The sequence below is a fragment of the Elioraea tepida genome, assembly GCF_019203965.1.
GTDB lineage: Bacteria > Pseudomonadota > Alphaproteobacteria > Acetobacterales > Acetobacteraceae > Elioraea_A > Elioraea_A tepida.
The window spans coordinates 2,613,130-2,629,843 of record NZ_CP076448.1 but is presented as its reverse complement, the minus strand read 5'-3'; the positions used below and the strand labels follow the sequence as shown (position 1 = coordinate 2,629,843).

At 68.1% G+C, this 16,714-nt stretch carries 15 protein-coding genes and 4 pseudogenes; 17 read left to right on the top strand and 2 right to left on the bottom strand.

The window, feature by feature from the left end; translation table 11 throughout:
* The first annotated feature begins 31 nt into the window (after window positions 1–31).
* From KO353_RS12635 to KO353_RS12605, 7 genes are all read left to right on the top strand, one after another.
* Window positions 32–487 carry a FixH family protein gene (locus KO353_RS12635; RefSeq protein WP_218285083.1) on the top strand — a complete coding sequence of 152 codons (456 nt, stop codon included), beginning with the start codon at window positions 32–34 and terminating at the stop codon, window positions 485–487.
* A 27-nt stretch (window positions 488–514) separates the two neighbouring features.
* A complete protein-coding gene (locus KO353_RS12630) occupies window positions 515–2,881 on the top strand; it encodes a heavy metal translocating P-type ATPase metal-binding domain-containing protein (protein ID WP_218285082.1) in 2,367 nt (788 codons plus the stop codon).
* Window positions 2,869–3,063: a cbb3-type cytochrome oxidase assembly protein CcoS gene (gene ccoS, locus KO353_RS12625; RefSeq protein WP_218285080.1), complete on the top strand. Its 195-nt coding sequence runs from the start codon at window positions 2,869–2,871 to the stop codon at window positions 3,061–3,063. The genes KO353_RS12630 and ccoS overlap by 13 nt, the downstream gene beginning before the upstream one ends.
* Window positions 3,060–3,263, top strand: coding sequence for a hypothetical protein (locus KO353_RS12620; protein WP_218285079.1), 204 nt, complete (start codon window positions 3,060–3,062; stop codon window positions 3,261–3,263). The genes ccoS and KO353_RS12620 overlap by 4 nt, the downstream gene beginning before the upstream one ends.
* Window positions 3,264–3,363: 100 nt before the next feature.
* Window positions 3,364–4,377 (top strand): TRAP transporter substrate-binding protein, encoded by a 1,014-nt coding sequence (locus KO353_RS12615; RefSeq protein ID WP_218285078.1) that lies wholly within the window; start codon window positions 3,364–3,366, stop codon window positions 4,375–4,377.
* A 17-nt stretch (window positions 4,378–4,394) separates the two neighbouring features.
* Window positions 4,395–4,925, top strand: a complete 531-nt coding sequence (locus KO353_RS12610; RefSeq protein ID WP_218285077.1) for a TRAP transporter small permease — start codon at window positions 4,395–4,397, stop codon at window positions 4,923–4,925.
* Between the two features lie 4 nt (window positions 4,926–4,929).
* Window positions 4,930–6,261 carry a TRAP transporter large permease gene (locus KO353_RS12605; protein WP_218285076.1) on the top strand — a complete coding sequence of 444 codons (1,332 nt, stop codon included), beginning with the start codon at window positions 4,930–4,932 and terminating at the stop codon, window positions 6,259–6,261.
* A 3-nt stretch (window positions 6,262–6,264) separates the two neighbouring features.
* On the opposite strand, the gene KO353_RS12600 is transcribed toward KO353_RS12605, so the two are convergent.
* Entirely contained in the window at window positions 6,265–6,681 is a 417-nt protein-coding gene (locus KO353_RS12600) for a VOC family protein (RefSeq protein WP_218285075.1), read from the bottom strand.
* A 196-nt stretch (window positions 6,682–6,877) separates the two neighbouring features.
* On the opposite strand from KO353_RS12600, the gene KO353_RS12595 reads away from it, so the two are divergent.
* The 4 genes and pseudogenes from KO353_RS12595 (at window position 6,878) to KO353_RS12580 (ending at window position 9,351) form a co-directional block, all read left to right on the top strand.
* Window positions 6,878–7,222, top strand: a complete 345-nt coding sequence (locus KO353_RS12595) for a transposase (protein WP_218285073.1) — start codon at window positions 6,878–6,880, stop codon at window positions 7,220–7,222.
* Window positions 7,180–7,464 carry a hypothetical protein gene (locus KO353_RS12590; protein WP_218285072.1) on the top strand — a complete coding sequence of 95 codons (285 nt, stop codon included), beginning with the start codon at window positions 7,180–7,182 and terminating at the stop codon, window positions 7,462–7,464. Before KO353_RS12595 ends, KO353_RS12590 begins: the two co-directional genes overlap by 43 nt.
* Window positions 7,465–7,491: 27 nt before the next feature.
* Window positions 7,492–8,450, top strand: a pseudogene (locus tag KO353_RS12585) (IS630 family transposase).
* 143 nt (window positions 8,451–8,593) lie between these two features.
* Window positions 8,594–9,351: pseudogene (locus KO353_RS12580) on the top strand (IS5 family transposase).
* On the opposite strand, the gene KO353_RS12575 reads toward KO353_RS12580, so the two are convergent.
* Window positions 9,335–9,547: a LysR family transcriptional regulator gene (locus tag KO353_RS12575; protein ID WP_218285071.1), complete on the bottom strand. Its 213-nt coding sequence runs from the start codon at window positions 9,545–9,547 to the stop codon at window positions 9,335–9,337. The pseudogene KO353_RS12580 and the gene KO353_RS12575 overlap by 17 nt on opposite strands.
* A gap of 138 nt (window positions 9,548–9,685) precedes the next feature.
* Between KO353_RS12575 and KO353_RS12570 the strand changes: the two genes are divergently transcribed.
* The 6 genes and pseudogenes from KO353_RS12570 (at window position 9,686) to KO353_RS12540 (ending at window position 16,559) form a co-directional block, all read left to right on the top strand.
* Entirely contained in the window at window positions 9,686–11,068 is a 1,383-nt protein-coding gene (locus tag KO353_RS12570; RefSeq protein WP_218285070.1) for an esterase-like activity of phytase family protein, read from the top strand.
* Between the two features lie 244 nt (window positions 11,069–11,312).
* Window positions 11,313–12,191 carry a DMT family transporter gene (locus KO353_RS12565; RefSeq protein ID WP_218285069.1) on the top strand — a complete coding sequence of 293 codons (879 nt, stop codon included), beginning with the start codon at window positions 11,313–11,315 and terminating at the stop codon, window positions 12,189–12,191.
* Between the two features lie 10 nt (window positions 12,192–12,201).
* A pseudogene (nadC, locus tag KO353_RS17090) lies at window positions 12,202–13,099 on the top strand (carboxylating nicotinate-nucleotide diphosphorylase).
* A 3-nt stretch (window positions 13,100–13,102) separates the two neighbouring features.
* Window positions 13,103–13,660 (top strand): annotated as a pseudogene (locus tag KO353_RS16530) (LOG family protein).
* A gap of 26 nt (window positions 13,661–13,686) precedes the next feature.
* Window positions 13,687–14,673 carry a TAXI family TRAP transporter solute-binding subunit gene (locus KO353_RS12545; RefSeq protein ID WP_218285064.1) on the top strand — a complete coding sequence of 329 codons (987 nt, stop codon included), beginning with the start codon at window positions 13,687–13,689 and terminating at the stop codon, window positions 14,671–14,673.
* Window positions 14,674–14,768: 95 nt separating this feature from the next.
* On the top strand, window positions 14,769–16,559 hold the full coding sequence (locus KO353_RS12540; protein ID WP_218285063.1) for a TRAP transporter permease: 1,791 nt from the start codon (window positions 14,769–14,771) through the stop codon (window positions 16,557–16,559).
* Window positions 16,560–16,714: the final 155 nt, after the last annotated feature.

Sequence of the window (16,714 nt, the reverse complement as noted above, 5' to 3'; positions counted from 1 at the left end):
TGGCTCGCCGAGACGTGACCGTTGGATCCCGATGGCCTTCGTCGGCGGCATGGGGGTCGTCATCGTCGTCAATGCCGTCATGGTTTGGCTCGCTCTGTCCACCTTCACCGGCACGACCGTGGACCGTGCCTATGAGCGAGGGCGTCTCTACAATGAGGTGCTCGCGGAAGCGGAGCGCCAGGCGCGCATCGGTTGGCGCTTCTCGCTGGAGTGGGAGGCTGGTCCGTCCGATCGTCTGGCCGGTCGCGTGGTGCTGATCGCCGAGGATTCGCGCTCGACGCCGCTTGACCAGCTGTCGCTCGACGCCGTGCTGATCCGCCCGCTCGAGACGCCGAAGCCGCTGAGGCTAAGTTTTACGCAAACAGGGGCCGGTCGATACGTCGCGCCGATCGCCTTGCCTAAACCGGGGCAATGGGAGGTTCGCCTCGAGGCACGACGTGACGGTGATGGGCCGGTCGATTTCCGCCAGCGTTTCGTGGCGAGGTGAGGCAAGCGCGATGAGGCGGTCGGACCGATGACCGAAACCGACCTTCTCGAGCGGGCGACCGGCCGGGCCGGCTCAGCCTGTGCGCACTGCGGGCGCCCGCTGCCCGCAGGAACGGATCGGTTTTGTTGCCGCGGGTGCGAGGCGGCGCACCGTCTCGTCACGGAGCTGGGGCTCGAGGCGTTTTACGCGCGCGCCTCCGCTTCGCCCCCACGGCCGGACCCGGACGCACCGCGCCATGATCTCGCCGCGCGCGCCGTGCCGGACGGCAAGGGCGGGCATGAGCTCACCTTGCTCGTCGGCGGGGTCACCTGCGCGGCCTGCGCGTGGCTGATCGAGCAGGTGCTGGCGCAGGAGCCGGACGTGACCTGGGCGCGGCAGGCGCTGTCAACGCGTCGCCTCACCATTCGCTGGCGCGGGCCAGCCGAGCGGGCCGATGCGTTCGGCGCGCGGCTGGCCACGCTTGGCTTCACCCCGGCGCCGTTCGATCCGTCCTGTCTTGCCTCGGCCGATGACGATGAGACCCGGCGTCTGATGCGCGCGATGGGTGTCGCTGCCTTCGCCGCGATGAATGTGATGCTCGTCTCTGTCGCCGTCTGGACGGGGCATGCGAGCGGCGACATGGGGCCTGCGACCCGCGACCTGATGCACTGGATCGCAGCGCTGATCGGGCTTCCCGCCATCCTCTGGTGCGGCCTGCCGTTCTACACCTCCGCACTCGGCGCGCTGCGCGCGGGGCGGACCAACATGGACGTTCCGATCAGCCTCGGCGTGCTGCTCACCGCGGCGATGAGCCTTTCCGAGACGGTCCGCGGCGGTCCTTACGCTTATTTCGACAGCGCGGTGACGCTGCTCTTGCTGCTTCTGGTCGGCCGCTTCCTCGACCGGCGAGTGCGCGCACGCGCTCGCCGAGCAGCGGCGGAGCTGCTTGCGCTCAGTCGCGCTCCGGTCTCGGTGCTGGGGGACGACGGCATCGCACGGCCGCGCGCCCCTGATGCCGTCCGGGTTGGCGAACGCGTTCTCGTCGCTGCCGGCGAGCGGATCGGGGTTGACGGGGTCGTGCTCGCTGGACGTTCCGAGATCGACATGTCGCTCCTCACCGGCGAGAGCATTCCCCGTCCCACGGCGCCCGGTGACACCGTCGAGGCCGGGACGCTCAACCTTGCCGCCCCGCTCACCGTGCGTGTCACGGCCTCGGGGACCAGCACCGTGCTCGCGTCAATCGTGCGGATGATGGAGGCGGCGGAGGCCGACCGAGGGCGCATCCGAGCCTTGGCAGACCGCGTGGCAGGCTGGTACACGCCGGTGGTTCACCTTGTCGCCGCCGCAACCTTCCTGCTCTGGTGGGTGTGGTTCGATCTTGCCTGGCAGCCGGCTCTCGTCAATGCCGTCGCGGTGCTGATCATCACCTGCCCGTGCGCGCTCGGGATCGCTGTGCCGGCCGTCCACGTAGCCGCTGCAGGTCGGCTGATGCGAGGTGGTGTGCTCATTGCATCAGGTTCCGCGCTCGATCGCCTCGCGGAGGCCGATGTCGCGGTGCTGGACAAGACCGGGACACTGACGCGCGGACAGCCAAGCTTGCTTCCGGGCGACTGGTCGGACGACGATCTCGTGCTCGCAGGGTCGCTTGCGGCTGCGAGCCGCCATCCGCTTGCGCGGGCCTTGGCACAGGCTGCAGGCGTCGCGGCGGCGGTGGGTGTGGTCGAGCATCCTGGGCAGGGGCTGTCGCGTGCGACGCCCTCTGGAACGGTTCGGCTCGGTAACGCACGCTTCGCGGGCGCGATCGCGGGCGATGGGATGGAGCTCTGGCTTGCTGTTCCCGGTCGCTCCCCGGTTGTCTTCCGCTTCGCCGACGCGCTGCGGGCGGACGCAGGGGAGGCGGTGGCAGCACTTCGCCGGGCTGGATTGGAGGTCGAACTCCTCTCGGGTGACCGACCTGCGGCCGTCGAGGCTGCGGCGCGTGCAGCCGATATCTCGCAGTGGCGCGCGGGCGCCGACCCGGGTGCGAAACTCGCACGGCTTGCTGAGCTGCGCGCAGCGGGCCATCGTGTGCTGATGGTCGGGGACGGGCTCAATGATGCGCCTGCGCTTGCAGCCGCCCATGTCTCCGCGTCTCCGGCAAGCGGGGCTGACATCGCGCAAGCCTCCGCCGACCTCGTGTTCCAGGGCAAGCGCCTGGCGTCCATCCCTTGGGCGATCGATGTGGCGCGCTTCGCGGCGCGGCTGGTGCGTCAGAACATCGCGATCTCGCTCGCCTACAACGCTCTCGCGGTGCCGCTTGCCGTAGCCGGGCTCGTCACTCCGCTGGTTGCGGCCGTTGCGATGGCAGCGTCGTCCGTGACCGTCATCCTGAATGCGCTGAGGGTCGAGAGGGCTCGTGTGCCATGGACGCACTGATCCTCCTCATCCCTCTGTCGCTTCTGCTCGCGGGGCTCGCGCTCGCGGGATTTCTCTGGACTGTCCGAAGCGGCCAATACGATGATCTCGAAGCGGTCGCCTCCAGGGTGCTGTTCGAGGACGAGATGGCGCCGCCGCAGTCCCCCCAACACGTCGAAACCTCGAGGGAGACGACGCGATGACCCCATCCTCGCTTATCTTCGGCAGCCTCGGCGTGCTGATGGCGCTCGTTGGCCTCGTGATGGCCGCCTCAGCCAAGGATGATGCGTTCTATATCGCCGGTCTCGTCATCTTCCTCGCCTTCGTGCTGTTCTTGTTCACGCTGGTGAAGCGCCATTTCGACGCCGCCGAGGCCTCGGGCGACGGTGACTCCAGCCGTTGATACCTCCAAGACCCCCTTGCGCTCGAGGCCCGTTTTCTGTGACATGCTGGCGTGAATGGGCGTTTGTCGCCCGCAACGACGGATTTGGGGGCTTCGTGTGATGGATCGCCGCTCACTTCTGCTGGGTGCCTCGGGCAGTGCTCTGGCTGCCCTGAGCTCCGGCCTGTTTCCCTCCGATGCTGCAGCTCAGCGTACACGCTGGCAGTTTGCCACGCCATACCCGGATGGGAACTTCCACACTCAGAACATCCGCGAGTTCGTCAAGGAGATCGAGTCGGCCGTCCCAGGCTTCAGCATTGTGGTCCACTCGAATGCGTCGCTTCTCCGGATGCCGGAGATCAAGCGCGGCGTTCAGACCGGTCAGGTGCAGATGGGCGAGATCCTTCTCTCTGCCTACGGGAACGAGGACCCGATGTTCGAGGTCGACGGCATTCCGATGCTTGTCACCAACTTCACGCAGGCACGGGTCTTGAACGGCTTGCAGCGCCCCTACATCCAGGCGCGGTTCGCGCGCCAGGGCCTCACCCTGCTCTACATGGTTCCCTGGCCCCAGTCGGGGTTCTACACCAACGCGCCGCTGACGAGCCTCGAGGGCCTGAAGGGGACGAAGTTCCGCACCTTCAACGCGGCAACGCAACGATTCGCAACGCTTGTGGGTGCCACCCCGACGCTCGTTCAGGTGGCCGAACTGGCTCAGGCTTTCGCCACCGGCGTCGTGAATGCCATGGTTACATCCGCCGCTACCGGGGTCGACAGCCAGGCCTGGGACTACGTGAAGTACTTCGTTCCGGTCGGTTTCACGCGCACTAAGAACGCCGTGTTCTGCTCCACGCGCGCGCTTAACAGCCTTCCCGCAGCGGCACAGACGGCTATCCGGAACGCTGCCGAACGTGCCGAACAGAGGGGCTGGGATCTTGCGCAGGAGCAGGAAGTGTCACGCCAACGCCAGCTCGCTGAACGCGGCATGATCGTGACTGACCCGGCGCCGCAGAAGCTGATGGAAGACCTCGCGCGTATCGGCAACATCATGGTCGATGAGTGGCTTCAGAAGGCCGGGCCGGATGGCCGGGCGCTGATCGAGGCCTATCGCGCGGCGATCGCCCGGGCTGCCTGACCCAAGGCGCGGCGGTGATGCTTCGCCGCTCGCTCGACACCCTGTACGGGGCGAGTGGGATTGCCGGCGCTGTCGCGCTTCTGGCCGTCGGCGGGCTCATCCTTGCGCAGGTCGTGCTGCGGCAGGTCGGAGGTCTCCTGCCCGGCGGCGACGATCTCACCGCCTTCTCCATGGCCGCCTGTGCCATGCTACCGCTCGCCTATGCCTTCCGGCATGGTGCGCATATCAGGGTCGACCTCCTGATCGGCCGCGTGCGCGGCAGGGCGCGTACAGTGATCGAGGCGGTCGCCCTCGCGGCAGCAGCGTGCATGTCGCTTCTGTTCGCCTGGGCAGCTGTCGATCTTGTCTCCGACAGCGTGACGTTTGAGGAAGTGGCGCAGGGCATGCTGGCCGTGCCGCTGTGGATGCCGCAGAGCTTCATGGCGGCGGGCGCCCTCGTGTTTGCGATCGCGCTCATCGATGACCTCGTTGTTTTGCTCCAAGGCGGCATGCCGTCCTATCGGCGTGGCAGCGAGACGGCGCTCGAGAAGGCGTCGGAAGAGCTCTGAGACGATGGACGTCGCCCTGACCGAAGCAGGCGTCATCCTGCTCGCGACCCTTTTCCTCTTCCTCGGTCTCGGCATTTGGATCGGATTCGCCCTCATGCTTACCGGGCTTGTCGGCATCGTTGTCCTTCCGGCTGTCTTCCCCTCCTTCAACGCCTTTCCGGTGGAGAAGGTTCTAGGGACGGCGGTGTGGCAGGCCATGGCGTCCTGGACGCTGGCCGCCCTGCCGCTGTTCATCTGGATGGGCGAGATCCTATTCCGAACAAAACTCTCGGAGGACATGTTCCGCGGCCTCGCGCCGTGGGTCGAGCGCCTTCCCGGCCGGCTGATGCACGTGAACGTGATCGGCTGCGGCATTTTCGCAGCCGTTTCCGGCTCCTCCGCTGCAACGGCCGCAACGGTCGGCAAGATGAGCCTGCCGACCCTCCTTGAGCGTGGGTATTACCGGCCCATGGCGATCGGCTCGCTCGCTGGATCCGGCACGCTCGGCCTGCTGATTCCGCCCTCGATCGTCATGATCGTCTACGGGGTGGCGGCCGATGTCTCGATCGTGCGGCTCTTCATCGCGGGCATTCTGCCCGGGTTGATGCTGGTTGCTTTGTTCTCGGGCTATATCATGGTCTGGTCGTTGCTGAACCCGCGGCTTACGCCTCCTCCCGGGCCGCGCTTGTCGCTCGCCCGCAAGTTCGCCGAAAGCGGCGCGCTGATCCCGGTTCTGCTGCTGATCCTTGCTGTTCTCGGTTCAATTTATGGCGGGATTGCCACCGCAACGGAGGCCGCGGTGATGGGCGTGATCGGCGCTCTGGCGCTTTCGGCGTGGGAGCGAACGCTCACCTTGACGACATTTCGCAACAGTCTGATGGGAGCAGTCCGGCTCTCCTGCATGATCAACTTCATCCTCGCCGGCGCAGCCTTTCTGACACAGGCGATGGCCTATACCCGAATCCCCGCGGCGATGGCGGCGTGGGTCGGCGCGCAGGGCTTTCACCCGTACCTGATCATCGCCGCACTCACGGGGGTCTACATCTTGCTCGGCTGCGTGATCGACGGCGTCAGCATGATCGTGCTCACCGTCACGGTCGTTCTGCCGATCATCCAGGGGGCGGGGTTCGATCTGCTCTGGTTCGGGATCTTCATCGTCCTCGTTGTCGAGATGGCGCAGATCACGCCTCCCGTCGGCTTCAACCTGTTCGTCCTGCAAGGGCTAACGGGGGAGAACATCCTCTCGATCGCACGAAACACGCTCCCCTTCTTTCTGTTGATGTGCACTGCCGTGGCGCTGGTGACCGTCTTTCCGGGCATCGCCACCTGGCTGCCGTCAACAATGTTTAGAAACTGAAAGTTAGCAAGGTGGATCTACCCAGTCGGGTCGTTCGAAGCGCTGGATCTCGAGCGTGTAGCCCGCCGGATCTTGGAAAAAGAAGTGATACACTCGATAAAACTCGTTGAAGGTAGGTGGGTAGGGGATCTCCACCCCTCGAGCTTTTAAGTACTCATACCAACAGTCGACATCATCCGCGATGAAGGTAATCACTACACCTCCCTCGACGCGAGGATCCATAGTGGCCCGCGGCGCCTTGGCGCGGCAGATCCCTAGGAAGGCTCGACCGCCCGGTGCTGCCTCGTAAATCCGGCACGTACCCTGATCCTGGATCAGAGGCAAACGGAGTATTTCAGAATAAAACCGCCACGAAGCCTCGACGTCCTCGGAATAGAGAAATGTTACTTGCTGATTCAGAGTAGGGTGTCCAGATATCATTATCGTGCGCTGGTTAGGATTGCCCCAGTTTTGAACCGCAGTGATGTCTCTCGATCTCGACCGTGCCTAGTCCTTGGGAAGAAGGTGAGCCGAGAACCATGTGCTCTACCATAATACCAAAAGGACACCTCGAAAAACCACTGGCGCTGACGGCTGCGGGCTGGTTCGCTTCTGCTGGTGACAGCGGGAGCGGCGGATGGCGGGACAGTCCGGGTTGTTTGACGTGAAGGAACGCTTGGGGTGGCGTTCGGCCTCTGTCGATTGCCTGGCACGGCTGCGCGCCGTGGTGGAGCTCGAGGCGTTCCGCGCGGAGCTGGGGGCGGCGCTGCCGTGCGCGGACCGCTGCCGCGGCGCACGCCCGCCCTGGGATGCGGTGCTGATAGTCCGCATCCTCGTGCTGCGGGCCCACGAGACGCTGTCGGATGACCGGGCCGAAGACCAGCTGCGCGACCGCTTGAGCGTCCTGCGCGTTGCGGGCGTGGCGCTGCAGGAAGCGCCGTGCCTTACGCCAATCAGATCTGGCTCTACTGCGAACCGCTGATGCGCCCGGGCGCGCTGACGAGGTTGTTCGTGCGCTTCGACGAGATGTTGGCTGAGCGCAGCTTTCTCGCCATGCGCCGTGAGATCGTCGAGGCGACCGTGGTCGAGGCTCGGCGACTGCGCCTGACGAAAGAGGAGCAGATCCTGCGCGACGGCGGCACGCGCGAGGACTGGTTAGAGTCGATTTCTGGCTGGTGGAATCGGTTTGGGGATTCCGGCGCGGCCCTGATCTGTGATTCGTAGGCCTCTGGCGATGAGCTGGAGGCGGAGATGGGGTGGCGTCGGGGACAAGCCTATGGGCCGGACCTGCGGGGACGGGTGCTCGCGGCCTGTGATGGCGGGGCGAGCGTGCGCGAGGTGGCCGAGCGGCTGATGGTCAGCCCGTCCTACGTCGTGAAGGTGCGCCAGCAGCGGGACGAGACGGGCGAGACGGTGGCGCGGCGTGGGACGGGTCGGCCGCCGTCGAAGATCGCCGCGCATCTTGCGCCGCTGCGCGAGCGTGTGGCTGCGCAGCCGGATGCCACACTTGGCGAACTGCGCGGCTGGCTGCTGGCCGAGCGCGGTGTCGCGGTCTCTCTGGTGACGGTCTGGCGGGCGCTGGCGCGGCTTGGGCTGACGCTGAAAAAAAGTCGGTCCGCGCCGCCGAGCAGGACCGCCCGGACGTAGCCGCCGCCCGCGCCGCCTGGCGCGAGATGCAGCCGAGCCTCGATCCCGAGCGCCTGGTCTTCGTGGACGAGACCTGGGCCAGCACGAACATGACCCGCCGCATGGCGCGCGGGCCGCGCGGGCAGCGCGTCGTCGCGGCCGTGCCGCATGGCCTCTGGAAAACCACAACCTTCCTCGCCGGGCTGCGCGCCGACGGAGTTGTTGCACCCCTCGTGCTGGACGGCGCAATCAACGGCCCAAGCTTCCGCGCCTATGTCGAGCAGTTCCTGGCACCAAGCCTGCGCCCGGGCGACACGGTGGTGATCGACAACCTCGGCAGCCACAGGGTGAAGGGCGTTCGCGAAGCCATCGAGGCAGTCGGCGCGCGCCTGCTCTTCCTGCCACCCTACAGCCCAGACCTGAACCCGATCGAGCAGTTCTTCGCCAAGCTGAAGGCCCTGCTTCGCACCGCCGCACGCCGCACCGTCGATGGCCTCTGAAACGCCATCGGCAGCGTGCTCGACGCCTTCGCCCCAGACGAATGCCGAAAATACATCACCAACTGCGGCTATTCACACCAGTAGGAAAACCGCTTTAGGGTCCGGACCCATAATGTGTTCATAAAGTTCTTTGAGCGACGCGGGCTGGTGTGTTTCGGGGTGGTTCCCTTGGCGGTGATGGAGGGGAACCGGGATGAGCGATCTGTGTCTCTCTGAGCGAGGCGCAGATGCGGCGGCTTGCGCCGCTCTTGCCTTCGGAGAGACGCGGCAAGCCTCGGGTGGATGACCGGCGTGTGATCAGCGGCATCGTCCATGTGCTGCGCTCTGGTGGTCGGTGGGTCGATGCGCCGGCTGTCTACGGCCCGCGCTAGACGCTGTACAACCGTTTCGTGCGCTGGAGAGCCAAGGGCGTGTGGCAGCGCGTGTTCCGCGCGCTCGCCAGGGCTGGCGGCCCGCCGGCCGAGCTTTTGCTCGACAGCAGCCATGTGAAGGCCCATCGCAGCGCCGGGGGTGGAAAAGGGGGGAGCGCGCGCAAGCCATCGGGCGGTCGCGGAACCCATCGCGGCAAGCCGCGATGGGGCCCGCCGCGGGGCGGGCGGACCACCAAGATCCACGCGCTGACCGATCATCTTGGCCGCCCGATCGGTTTCGAACTGACCGCCGGCCAGCACGGCGATGCGCCAGTGGCACTGGCGCTGCTTGCTCCCTGGCCGTCAGCCAAGCTCTGCATCGCCGACGCTGCCTATGACAGCAACGGCATCCGCAGCTTCCTCCTCGCCCGCGGCATCCTGCCGGTGATCCCGAACAACCCCACCCGCAAACAGCACACCCCTTCGACCGGAGCGCCTGGCGCAAGCGAAACCTGATCGAGCGCGTCTTCTGCCGCCTCAAGGATTTCCGACGCATCGCCACGCGATACGACCGACGCGCAGACGTCTTCCTCAGCGCCGTCTACCTCGCCGCAACCGTCACTTGCCGGTTATGAGTCCGGAGCCTAAAGCGCGCCCGGTGCGGATGAAGAGCGGATCGCAGAGCGCCACGCGCAGCCGTGCAAGCGCACCGGACGTGGCCGGCTGTGACAAGCCGAGCCGTTCGCCGGCGCGTGTGACCGAGCGTTCGGCCATGATCGCGGCAAAAACGGTCAGCAGGTTGAGGTCGAGGCTGCGCAGCGTGTCCGTCATCTCACAGCAGTATGGCGCGGCGGGACCTTCGCCGCGACGGGCAGGTGCAACGGAACCGTCATCGTCGGGCCACGCGGCTGTAACAGCACGCGAGTATGCCCACGGCGCGTTTCATCCACCGAAAAGGACCGAACGATCATGCGCCTTCGCCAGACCGCTCAGGGCCTCGCCGCGAGCCTCCTCGCCGCCACGATCCTCGCCACGCCGGCCGAAGCCGACCAGCGCTTCCCTGCGCGGCTTGCCGGCCATGCGCTGCTCCCCGCCTTCAGCCTGCACCTTCCGCCTGCGGATGCCCCGGCCGAGGCGATGATGAGCGGCCGCTTCGCCGGGCCCGGAAACCTGCGCAATGACCGCCCGATGAGCGTGATGGGAACGACCGGAGCGCTGCATGGCAACCGCGCGACCGGCATCTCCTTCCCCTTCATCGGACAGCCGCTCCAGGGCTTCTCCGGCTTCTCGCGCAGCCGCGCCGCCGACGGCTCGTTCTACGCGATCATCGATAACGGCTTCGGCAACAAGCGCAACAGCCCCGACGCGCTCCTACTCTTCGTGCGCGTGATGCCGGACTGGGCAAGCGGTGCAGTGGATGTGCGCGAGCGCATCTTCCTGCGCGACCCTGACCGGGTGATCCCCTTCCGGATCGTCAACGAGGGCACCCGCGAGCGCTACCTCACGGGCGGCGACTTCGACCCGGAGTCGATCCAGGTGATCGGAGATACGGTGTGGATCGGCGACGAGTTCGGCCCCTACCTGATCCGCGCCACGCTCGATGGCCGCGTCACCGGCCTGTTCGAGACGATGCTCGACGGCCAGGTGCTCCGCAGCCCTGACCATCCCGGGCTCGTGCAGCCGGCCGCCCCCGGGCGCGACTGGCGCGTGCCGCGCAGCGGTGGCTTCGAGGGCCTCGCCGCCACACCGGACGGAACCCGGCTCTGGGCGATGCTCGAGAAGCCAATCCTCACCGCCGAGGGCCAATCCGAGGGCCGCTTCCTCCGCGTGCTCGAGTTCGACACAGCGGCCGGACGCTGGACCGGGCGCAGCGTCAAGTACGCGCTCGAGCAGGGGGCGACGGCGATCGGCGACTTCAACATGATCGACGCCACGCGGGCGCTCGTGATCGAGCGTGACGACGGCGAGGGCGACCCCTCGCTCGCCTGCCCCGCGCCGAACCAGCCGCGCCCGGACTGCTTCCCGAACCCGGCACGGTTCAAGCGCGTCTATGTGGTCGACCTCGCCCAGACGGATGCAAACGGCTTCGTGCGGAAGCTGGGCCACATCGACCTGATGGACATCGCCGACCCGGAAGGCCTCGCGCGTGTCGAGACGGCCGCCAATCCGCCGCTGCGCGGGCGCTTCACGATGCCGTTCTTCACGATCGAGGGCGTGGTTGCCGTCGATGACGCGCACATCCTCGTCAACATGGACAACAACCTGCCGTTCTCCTCGGGCCGGCGGCTCGACCGCGCCGCCGACAACGAGTTCATCCTGATCCGCGCGCCGGAACTTCTCGCCGCGCGCTGAGGCCTCGGCCGCCCCCGGCGCGCGTTCCCCGTGCGCCGGGGGGTGTTTGCCCGCGCACCGGTCGAGGAGTCGATTTGCCGGTCAGAGATGGACGCCGGTGAGCGAATGAACCGCTCGACGAGGCCGGCTCGCCGCGCCATCGGTCGAGGGTGATCGGGGGAAGCGTCGCCGCGACCGGCGCGCAGGGCCGAACCGCAGGCACGGGACTTTCCTGACGCCGCACGCGGCGCGATGCTCCCTCCCGGTGAACGCCCTCCTCTTCTCCGTCACCGCCGTTCTCTGGGCGCTGGGCTGGGCTGCCATCCGGGTGCAGGTGGAGATCGCGCCGGCTGGGCCTGCGGTCGCTTGGCGGCTCCTCCTCGCCGGCGCCCTGCTTCAGGCCTGGCTGCGCGCAAGCGGCCGCCATCGCGGCTTCCCCTTGCGCGACCTGCCCTTTGTTGCCGCCCAAGGGCTTGGCCTGTTCGCGATCAACAACCTAATCTTCTACGAGGCGGTGGCGTTCATTGCCTCGGGCCTTGTCGCGGTGATCGTCGCCATGGTGATCCCGCTCAACGCCTTCGGCCTGCGGGCGTTGTTCGGCACGCCGGTCAGCGGTGCGGTGGTCGCAGGCGCGGCGGTCGCGGCGGCTGGGCTCGCGCTCGTCTTCGCTCCGGAATGGTCTTCGCTCGGGCGAAGCGGGGCCTGGCGCGGCGTCCTGCTCGCCGTGGCGGGCTCCTGCGTCGTCGCGTGCGCGAACATGGCGGCGGTTCGCAACGCCCGCGCGCGGCTGCCAACGCTCGCGGTGATCGCCGACGGTCTCGTGATCGGCGGGGTGTTCGCCGCCGCCGTCTCCCTCGCGCGCGGCCAGGGGATAGCCATCCCGCCGAGCCTGCCCTGGCTCGCCGCGCTCGCGTTCCAGTCGCTCGCCGTCTCGATCCTGTCGTTCTTCTGCTACTTCACCCTGCAGGCGCGCATCGGCGCCGACAGGGCCGCTTATGTGCTCGTCGTCGTTCCGGTGCTCTCCCTGATCCAGTCATCGTTGGTCGAGGACTGGCGCTGGTCGATGAGCGCGATCGCCGGCGCCCTGCTCGTTGCGTTGGGCAACGGCATCGCGCTGATGCCACGTCGCCTCGGGCGGCGTTGACGGCCCGGGCGTGGGAGGCTCACACTTCTCATACGCATACGAACAATCGGGGGTGCCGTCGGTGCTCGAGTGGGGGGCTGTCCACCGGATCGTCGAGGCGGCACTCGCCGAAGACATCGGGGCGATCGACCTCACCAGCGAGACGGTGATCCCGGCCGGGGCGCGTGCGACCTTCGTCTTGCGCACTCGTGACCCGATCGTCGTCTGCGGCCTCGGCGTGGCCGAGGCGGTGTTTCGTTCCCGCGCGCCGACATGCAGCTTCGACGCACCGATCGCGGAGGGGGCGACCGCAGCGTCGGGAACGGCGCTCGCGACCGTCACCGGCCCGGCCAGGGCCCTGCTGACGGCCGAGCGCACCGCCCTCAACCTGCTTGCCCACATGTCGGCGATCGCGACACACACGCGCCGCCATGTCGAGCGGATCGCCGGCACCAAGGCAGTGCTCGTGGACACGCGCAAAACCACACCCGGCCTGCGCGCCATCGAAGCACGCCACCACCGTCGGCGGGGCGCGCAATCACAGGCTCGATCTCGCCGGCGGCATCATGATCAAGGACAATCACATCTCCGTCTGCGGCTCGATCACGGCGGCGGTGGCGCGCGCCCGCGCCGCCGCGCCGCTTCTGACGAAGATCGAGGTCGAATGCGACCGGCTCGACCAGGTCGCCGAAGCGGTCGCGGCGGGGGCGGACGTGATCCTGCTCGACAACATGACGCCGCCGATGCTGCGCGAGGCCGTGACGCTGGTGGCGGGGCGGGTGCCGCTTGAGGCCTCCGGTGGCGTGACGCTCGAGACGATCCGTGCGATCGCCGAGACGGGCGTGGATTTCATCAGCGTCGGGCGGCTCACCCAGGGGGCGCCTCCAGTGGACATCGGCCTCGATGCGACCATCGAGGCAGGGGGCTGAGGCGTGGGGGCGGTCGGCCTGTTTGCTTCGGCGAATGATTCCCTGCCGCAGCGTCTCCTTGAAGCGGCGGAGGCGACCGGGGCGGGCCTCGCCCGGCTCGGACACACCCTCGTCTATGGCGGGTCGTCGCGCGGGCTGATGGGAGCGGCGGCAAGAGGCGCGGTGGCGGCCGGCGGGCGCGTCATCGGCGTGATGCCGCGACACCTCGTCGGGCGAGAGCGCATGGCGAGCGACATCGCCGAACTCCATCTCGTCGAGACGCTGGCGGAACGCTAACAGAGGATGGCAGACCTCTCCGACCTGTTCCTCGTCCTGCCCGGAGGTGTCGGAACGCTCGACGAGGCGCTCGAGATGATCACCTGGTACGATATCGGACTTAGCCGCAAGCCGACGCTGTTCATCGACGTCGACGGTTTCTGGCGGGACTTCGTGCGGATGATGGAGGGCTTACGCGCGCGCGGCGTGCTTCGGCCCGAGGTCGAGGGGGCGTGGTCGGTCCTGCCGGACGTTCCCGCCGCCCTGGAGGCGGTGGCAAAACGGCTCGCGCCGCGCGCGGCGTAGGCCCAACCGATGGGAGACCGTTCATGATGGTGATGCGACGAGGTGTTCTTCTCGGCATGGCCGCCGCTGCGTCCGTCCCCTTGGGCGCGCCCAGGCTCGCCGCCCAGGAGACGATGCGGATCACGCTCGCCGGCGGCTCCGTTGGCGGAGCGTGGAGCGCGATCGGCAATGCGATCGGCGAGAGCATACGCCGCGCCGTGCCCGGCTCGGCCTTCAGCTACGAGCCCGGGCGCGATGCCGCGAATGTGCTGCTCGTGGCGCAGGGGCGGGTCCAGCTCGGGCTCGCGCATGCGCAGATCGCGCTGCGGGCGATCAAGGGGGAGCCACCGTTCGAGCGGGCGATGCCGAACGTGCGCGCGGTCAGCCTGATCGACAGCGAGGCGGCCTGGCAGGCGCTGGTGCGAGAGGGCGCTCCCGTGTCCTCGCTCGAGGAGATCGCCCAGAGGCGCGCTCCCGTGCGCGTCACCGCCAATCTCCGCGGCACGCTGATGGCGCTCGCGACCGAGGAGGCCTTCGCTGCTGCCGGAGCGCCTCTGCCGCAGATCGAGCGCTGGGGCGGCAGGGTGCACTACGTCGCGTGGAACGATGCACTCGAGATGCTCAAGAACAACCAGGTGGACATCATCACCAACGTGGTCGACTTCCCCTCGGGCCAGGTGATCAACGCCACGCGCGAGCTTCGCGTTCGTTTCCTCAAGGCCGGATCCGACGTCATCGCCAAGGTCAACGCGCGTCTCGGTTCGACCCCGATCACCATCCCGGCGAACAGCTACCCGTTCCAGCCCGACCCGATCGAGACGTTCCGCGCGCACGTGATCCTGATCACCAGTGCGGAAACGCCTGACGCGATGGTCGAGGCGATCGTGAAGGCGATGATCGCCAATTTCGACGCGATCAAGCGCAGCCACGCGACCATGGCGCGGCTCGAGCCGAAGGCGCTGCCGGATACGGGCGGCGTGGCGCTGCACCCGGCGGCGGCCGCGGCCTACCGGGCCGCGGGGCTGCTCTCCTGAGCCTCGCCGCCCGGCTCGGCCCCGGGCGGCGGAGGGAGCTGCCGCCCGCGGAGGCGGCGATCGCCGCGTGCCTCGGCATGGGGCTTTCGGGATGGATGCTGGCGCTCGCCCTCGGCGTCGAGAGCGACCGCTACGCCACGCTGTTCGCCTTCCTCGGCGCGGTGCTCGCGCTCGGCTTCCTCACCGTCACCGGCAACGCGCTCCGGCCGACCAACCGATCATGGACCGCGAACGCCCTTGCGGCTCTGTCGCTCGCCGCGAGCGGCTACTTCGTCTGGATGGCGCCGCGGCATGCGCTGCGCTGGCCGATGGTCAGCCCGCTGACCGAGGCCGACATGGCGGCGGCGATCCTGCTCTGCCTGCTCGTGCTCGAAGCGACGCGACGGACGATCGGCCTCACCCTCTGCCTGCTGGTCGCTTCCTTTCTCGCCTATGCTGTCTGGGGTCATCACCTTCCCGGATCGTTCTCGCACCGGCCGCTCAGCCTCACCGAGATCCTCGACCATCTCGTGTTCACCACGAACGGGCTGATCGGCCCCGCGCTCTCGGTCGCCGCCTTCCTCGTGTTCGTCTTCGTTCTGTTCGGCGCGGTACTCGACAGGCTCGGCGGAGGCGACTTCTTCCACGATCTCGCCGGCGCCCTCGTCGGCCGCCAGGCGGGGGGGCCGGCCAAGGTCGCGGTCGTCTCCTCGGCGATGTATGGAACGATCTCCGGCTCACCGACAGCGGATGTCGTGACCACGGGCAGCCTGACGATCCCGATGATGAAGCGCCTCGGTTGCGCGCCCGCCTATGCGGGCGGCGTCGAGGCCGCGGCGTCCGCGGGCGGGGCGATCCTGCCTCCCGTGATGGGATCGGCGGCATTCCTGATGAGCGACTTCACCGGAATCGCCTATGCCGACATCGCCGTCTCGGCAATCGCCACCGCGGCGCTCTACTACGTCGCCGTGTTCTATCAGGTGCATGCCCGCGCGGTGCTCGACCGGCTCGGCGCCTTCGAGGGAGCGGGGCCGCGCGTGGCGGAGGTGATGCGCCGCGGCGGGTGGTTCCTCGTTCCGATCGCGGCGATGGTGTGGCTCGTGCTGTCGGCCGATCGTCCGGTCTACGGCGGTGCGCTCGCCGTCGTGATCGCCGCCGTGCTCGCGCCGCTGATGCTCCGCAACCCGCTCGAGGTCGCGCTTCGCCTGCTCGCGGCGGCGTCGGACGGGGCGCGCCGTGCGGCGCCGGTCGGCATCGCCTGCGGTGTTGCCGGGCTCGTCGTCGGCACGCTCACGATCACCGATCTCTCCGGCAAGTTCTCCTCGCTGCTCTTCGGTTTCGCGCCCGACCAGATCCTGTTCGTGATGCTGATCACCGCCGGCGTCACGCTTCTGCTCGGCATGGGCATGCCGACGCCCGCGGCCTACGTGCTCGCGGCCGCGCTCGCCGCGCCCGCGATGATCGCTCTCGGCGTGCCGGTGCTCGCCGCCCACCTCTTTGTCGTCTACTACGCGTCGATGAGCGCGATCACGCCGCCCGTGGCTGTGGCTGCCTTCGCCGCCGCCTCGATCGCTCAGGCTGACCCGATCCGGATCGGGCTGATCGCCTGCCGGCTCGCCATTGTCGCCTTCGCCCTGCCGTTCTGTTTCGTGTTCCGCCCTGGCCTTCTGCTCCTTGGCGAATTGCTCGGCATCGCCTCGGCCTTGCTCGTCACGCTTGCCGGCGTCGTCGCGCTTGCCGCCGGGTTCGAGGGCTGGCTCGGCCGCGCTCTATCCTCCGCTCAGAGGGTGCTGCTTCTCCTTGCCGGGCTTGCCCTGATCGCACCCGATCCGCTGACGGACCTGATCGGTGCGGTTCTCTCCGTCGTCGCGCTTGCCTCGGTGTGGAGGAGAGCGAGAGCGGCCTAGACGCCGGACCCGGTCGCGGCTGGTGGGCGTGCCAACAGCGACAGGGCAACGACGCAGACCGGCCGGAACGCAGGTCGGGCGCCGCACTTTACCTCACGCCCTCGCGTGGCGCGCCCTCCGCACGTTCGAGCTTGACGACGCAGCGCAACCATGGC

What these genes read in the sequence shown, in the direction of transcription:
- KO353_RS12635 (WP_218285083.1), top strand. Translation starts at nt 32, where the DNA reads ATGGCCTTCGTCGGCGGCATGGGGGTCGTCATCGTCGTCAATGCCGTC.
- KO353_RS12630 (WP_218285082.1), top strand. Translation starts at nt 515, where the DNA reads ATGACCGAAACCGACCTTCTCGAGCGGGCGACCGGCCGGGCCGGCTCA.
- ccoS (WP_218285080.1), top strand. Translation starts at nt 2,869, where the DNA reads ATGGACGCACTGATCCTCCTCATCCCTCTGTCGCTTCTGCTCGCGGGG.
- KO353_RS12620 (WP_218285079.1), top strand. Translation starts at nt 3,060, where the DNA reads ATGACCCCATCCTCGCTTATCTTCGGCAGCCTCGGCGTGCTGATGGCG.
- KO353_RS12615 (WP_218285078.1), top strand. Translation starts at nt 3,364, where the DNA reads ATGGATCGCCGCTCACTTCTGCTGGGTGCCTCGGGCAGTGCTCTGGCT.
- KO353_RS12610 (WP_218285077.1), top strand. Translation starts at nt 4,395, where the DNA reads ATGCTTCGCCGCTCGCTCGACACCCTGTACGGGGCGAGTGGGATTGCC.
- KO353_RS12605 (WP_218285076.1), top strand. Translation starts at nt 4,930, where the DNA reads ATGGACGTCGCCCTGACCGAAGCAGGCGTCATCCTGCTCGCGACCCTT.
- KO353_RS12600 (WP_218285075.1), bottom strand. Translation starts at nt 6,681, where the DNA reads ATGATATCTGGACACCCTACTCTGAATCAGCAAGTAACATTTCTCTAT.
- KO353_RS12595 (WP_218285073.1), top strand. Translation starts at nt 6,878, where the DNA reads ATGGCGGGACAGTCCGGGTTGTTTGACGTGAAGGAACGCTTGGGGTGG.
- KO353_RS12575 (WP_218285071.1), bottom strand. Translation starts at nt 9,547, where the DNA reads ATGACGGACACGCTGCGCAGCCTCGACCTCAACCTGCTGACCGTTTTT.
- KO353_RS12570 (WP_218285070.1), top strand. Translation starts at nt 9,686, where the DNA reads ATGCGCCTTCGCCAGACCGCTCAGGGCCTCGCCGCGAGCCTCCTCGCC.
- KO353_RS12545 (WP_218285064.1), top strand. Translation starts at nt 13,687, where the DNA reads ATGGTGATGCGACGAGGTGTTCTTCTCGGCATGGCCGCCGCTGCGTCC.
- KO353_RS12540 (WP_218285063.1), top strand. Translation starts at nt 14,769, where the DNA reads ATGCTGGCGCTCGCCCTCGGCGTCGAGAGCGACCGCTACGCCACGCTG.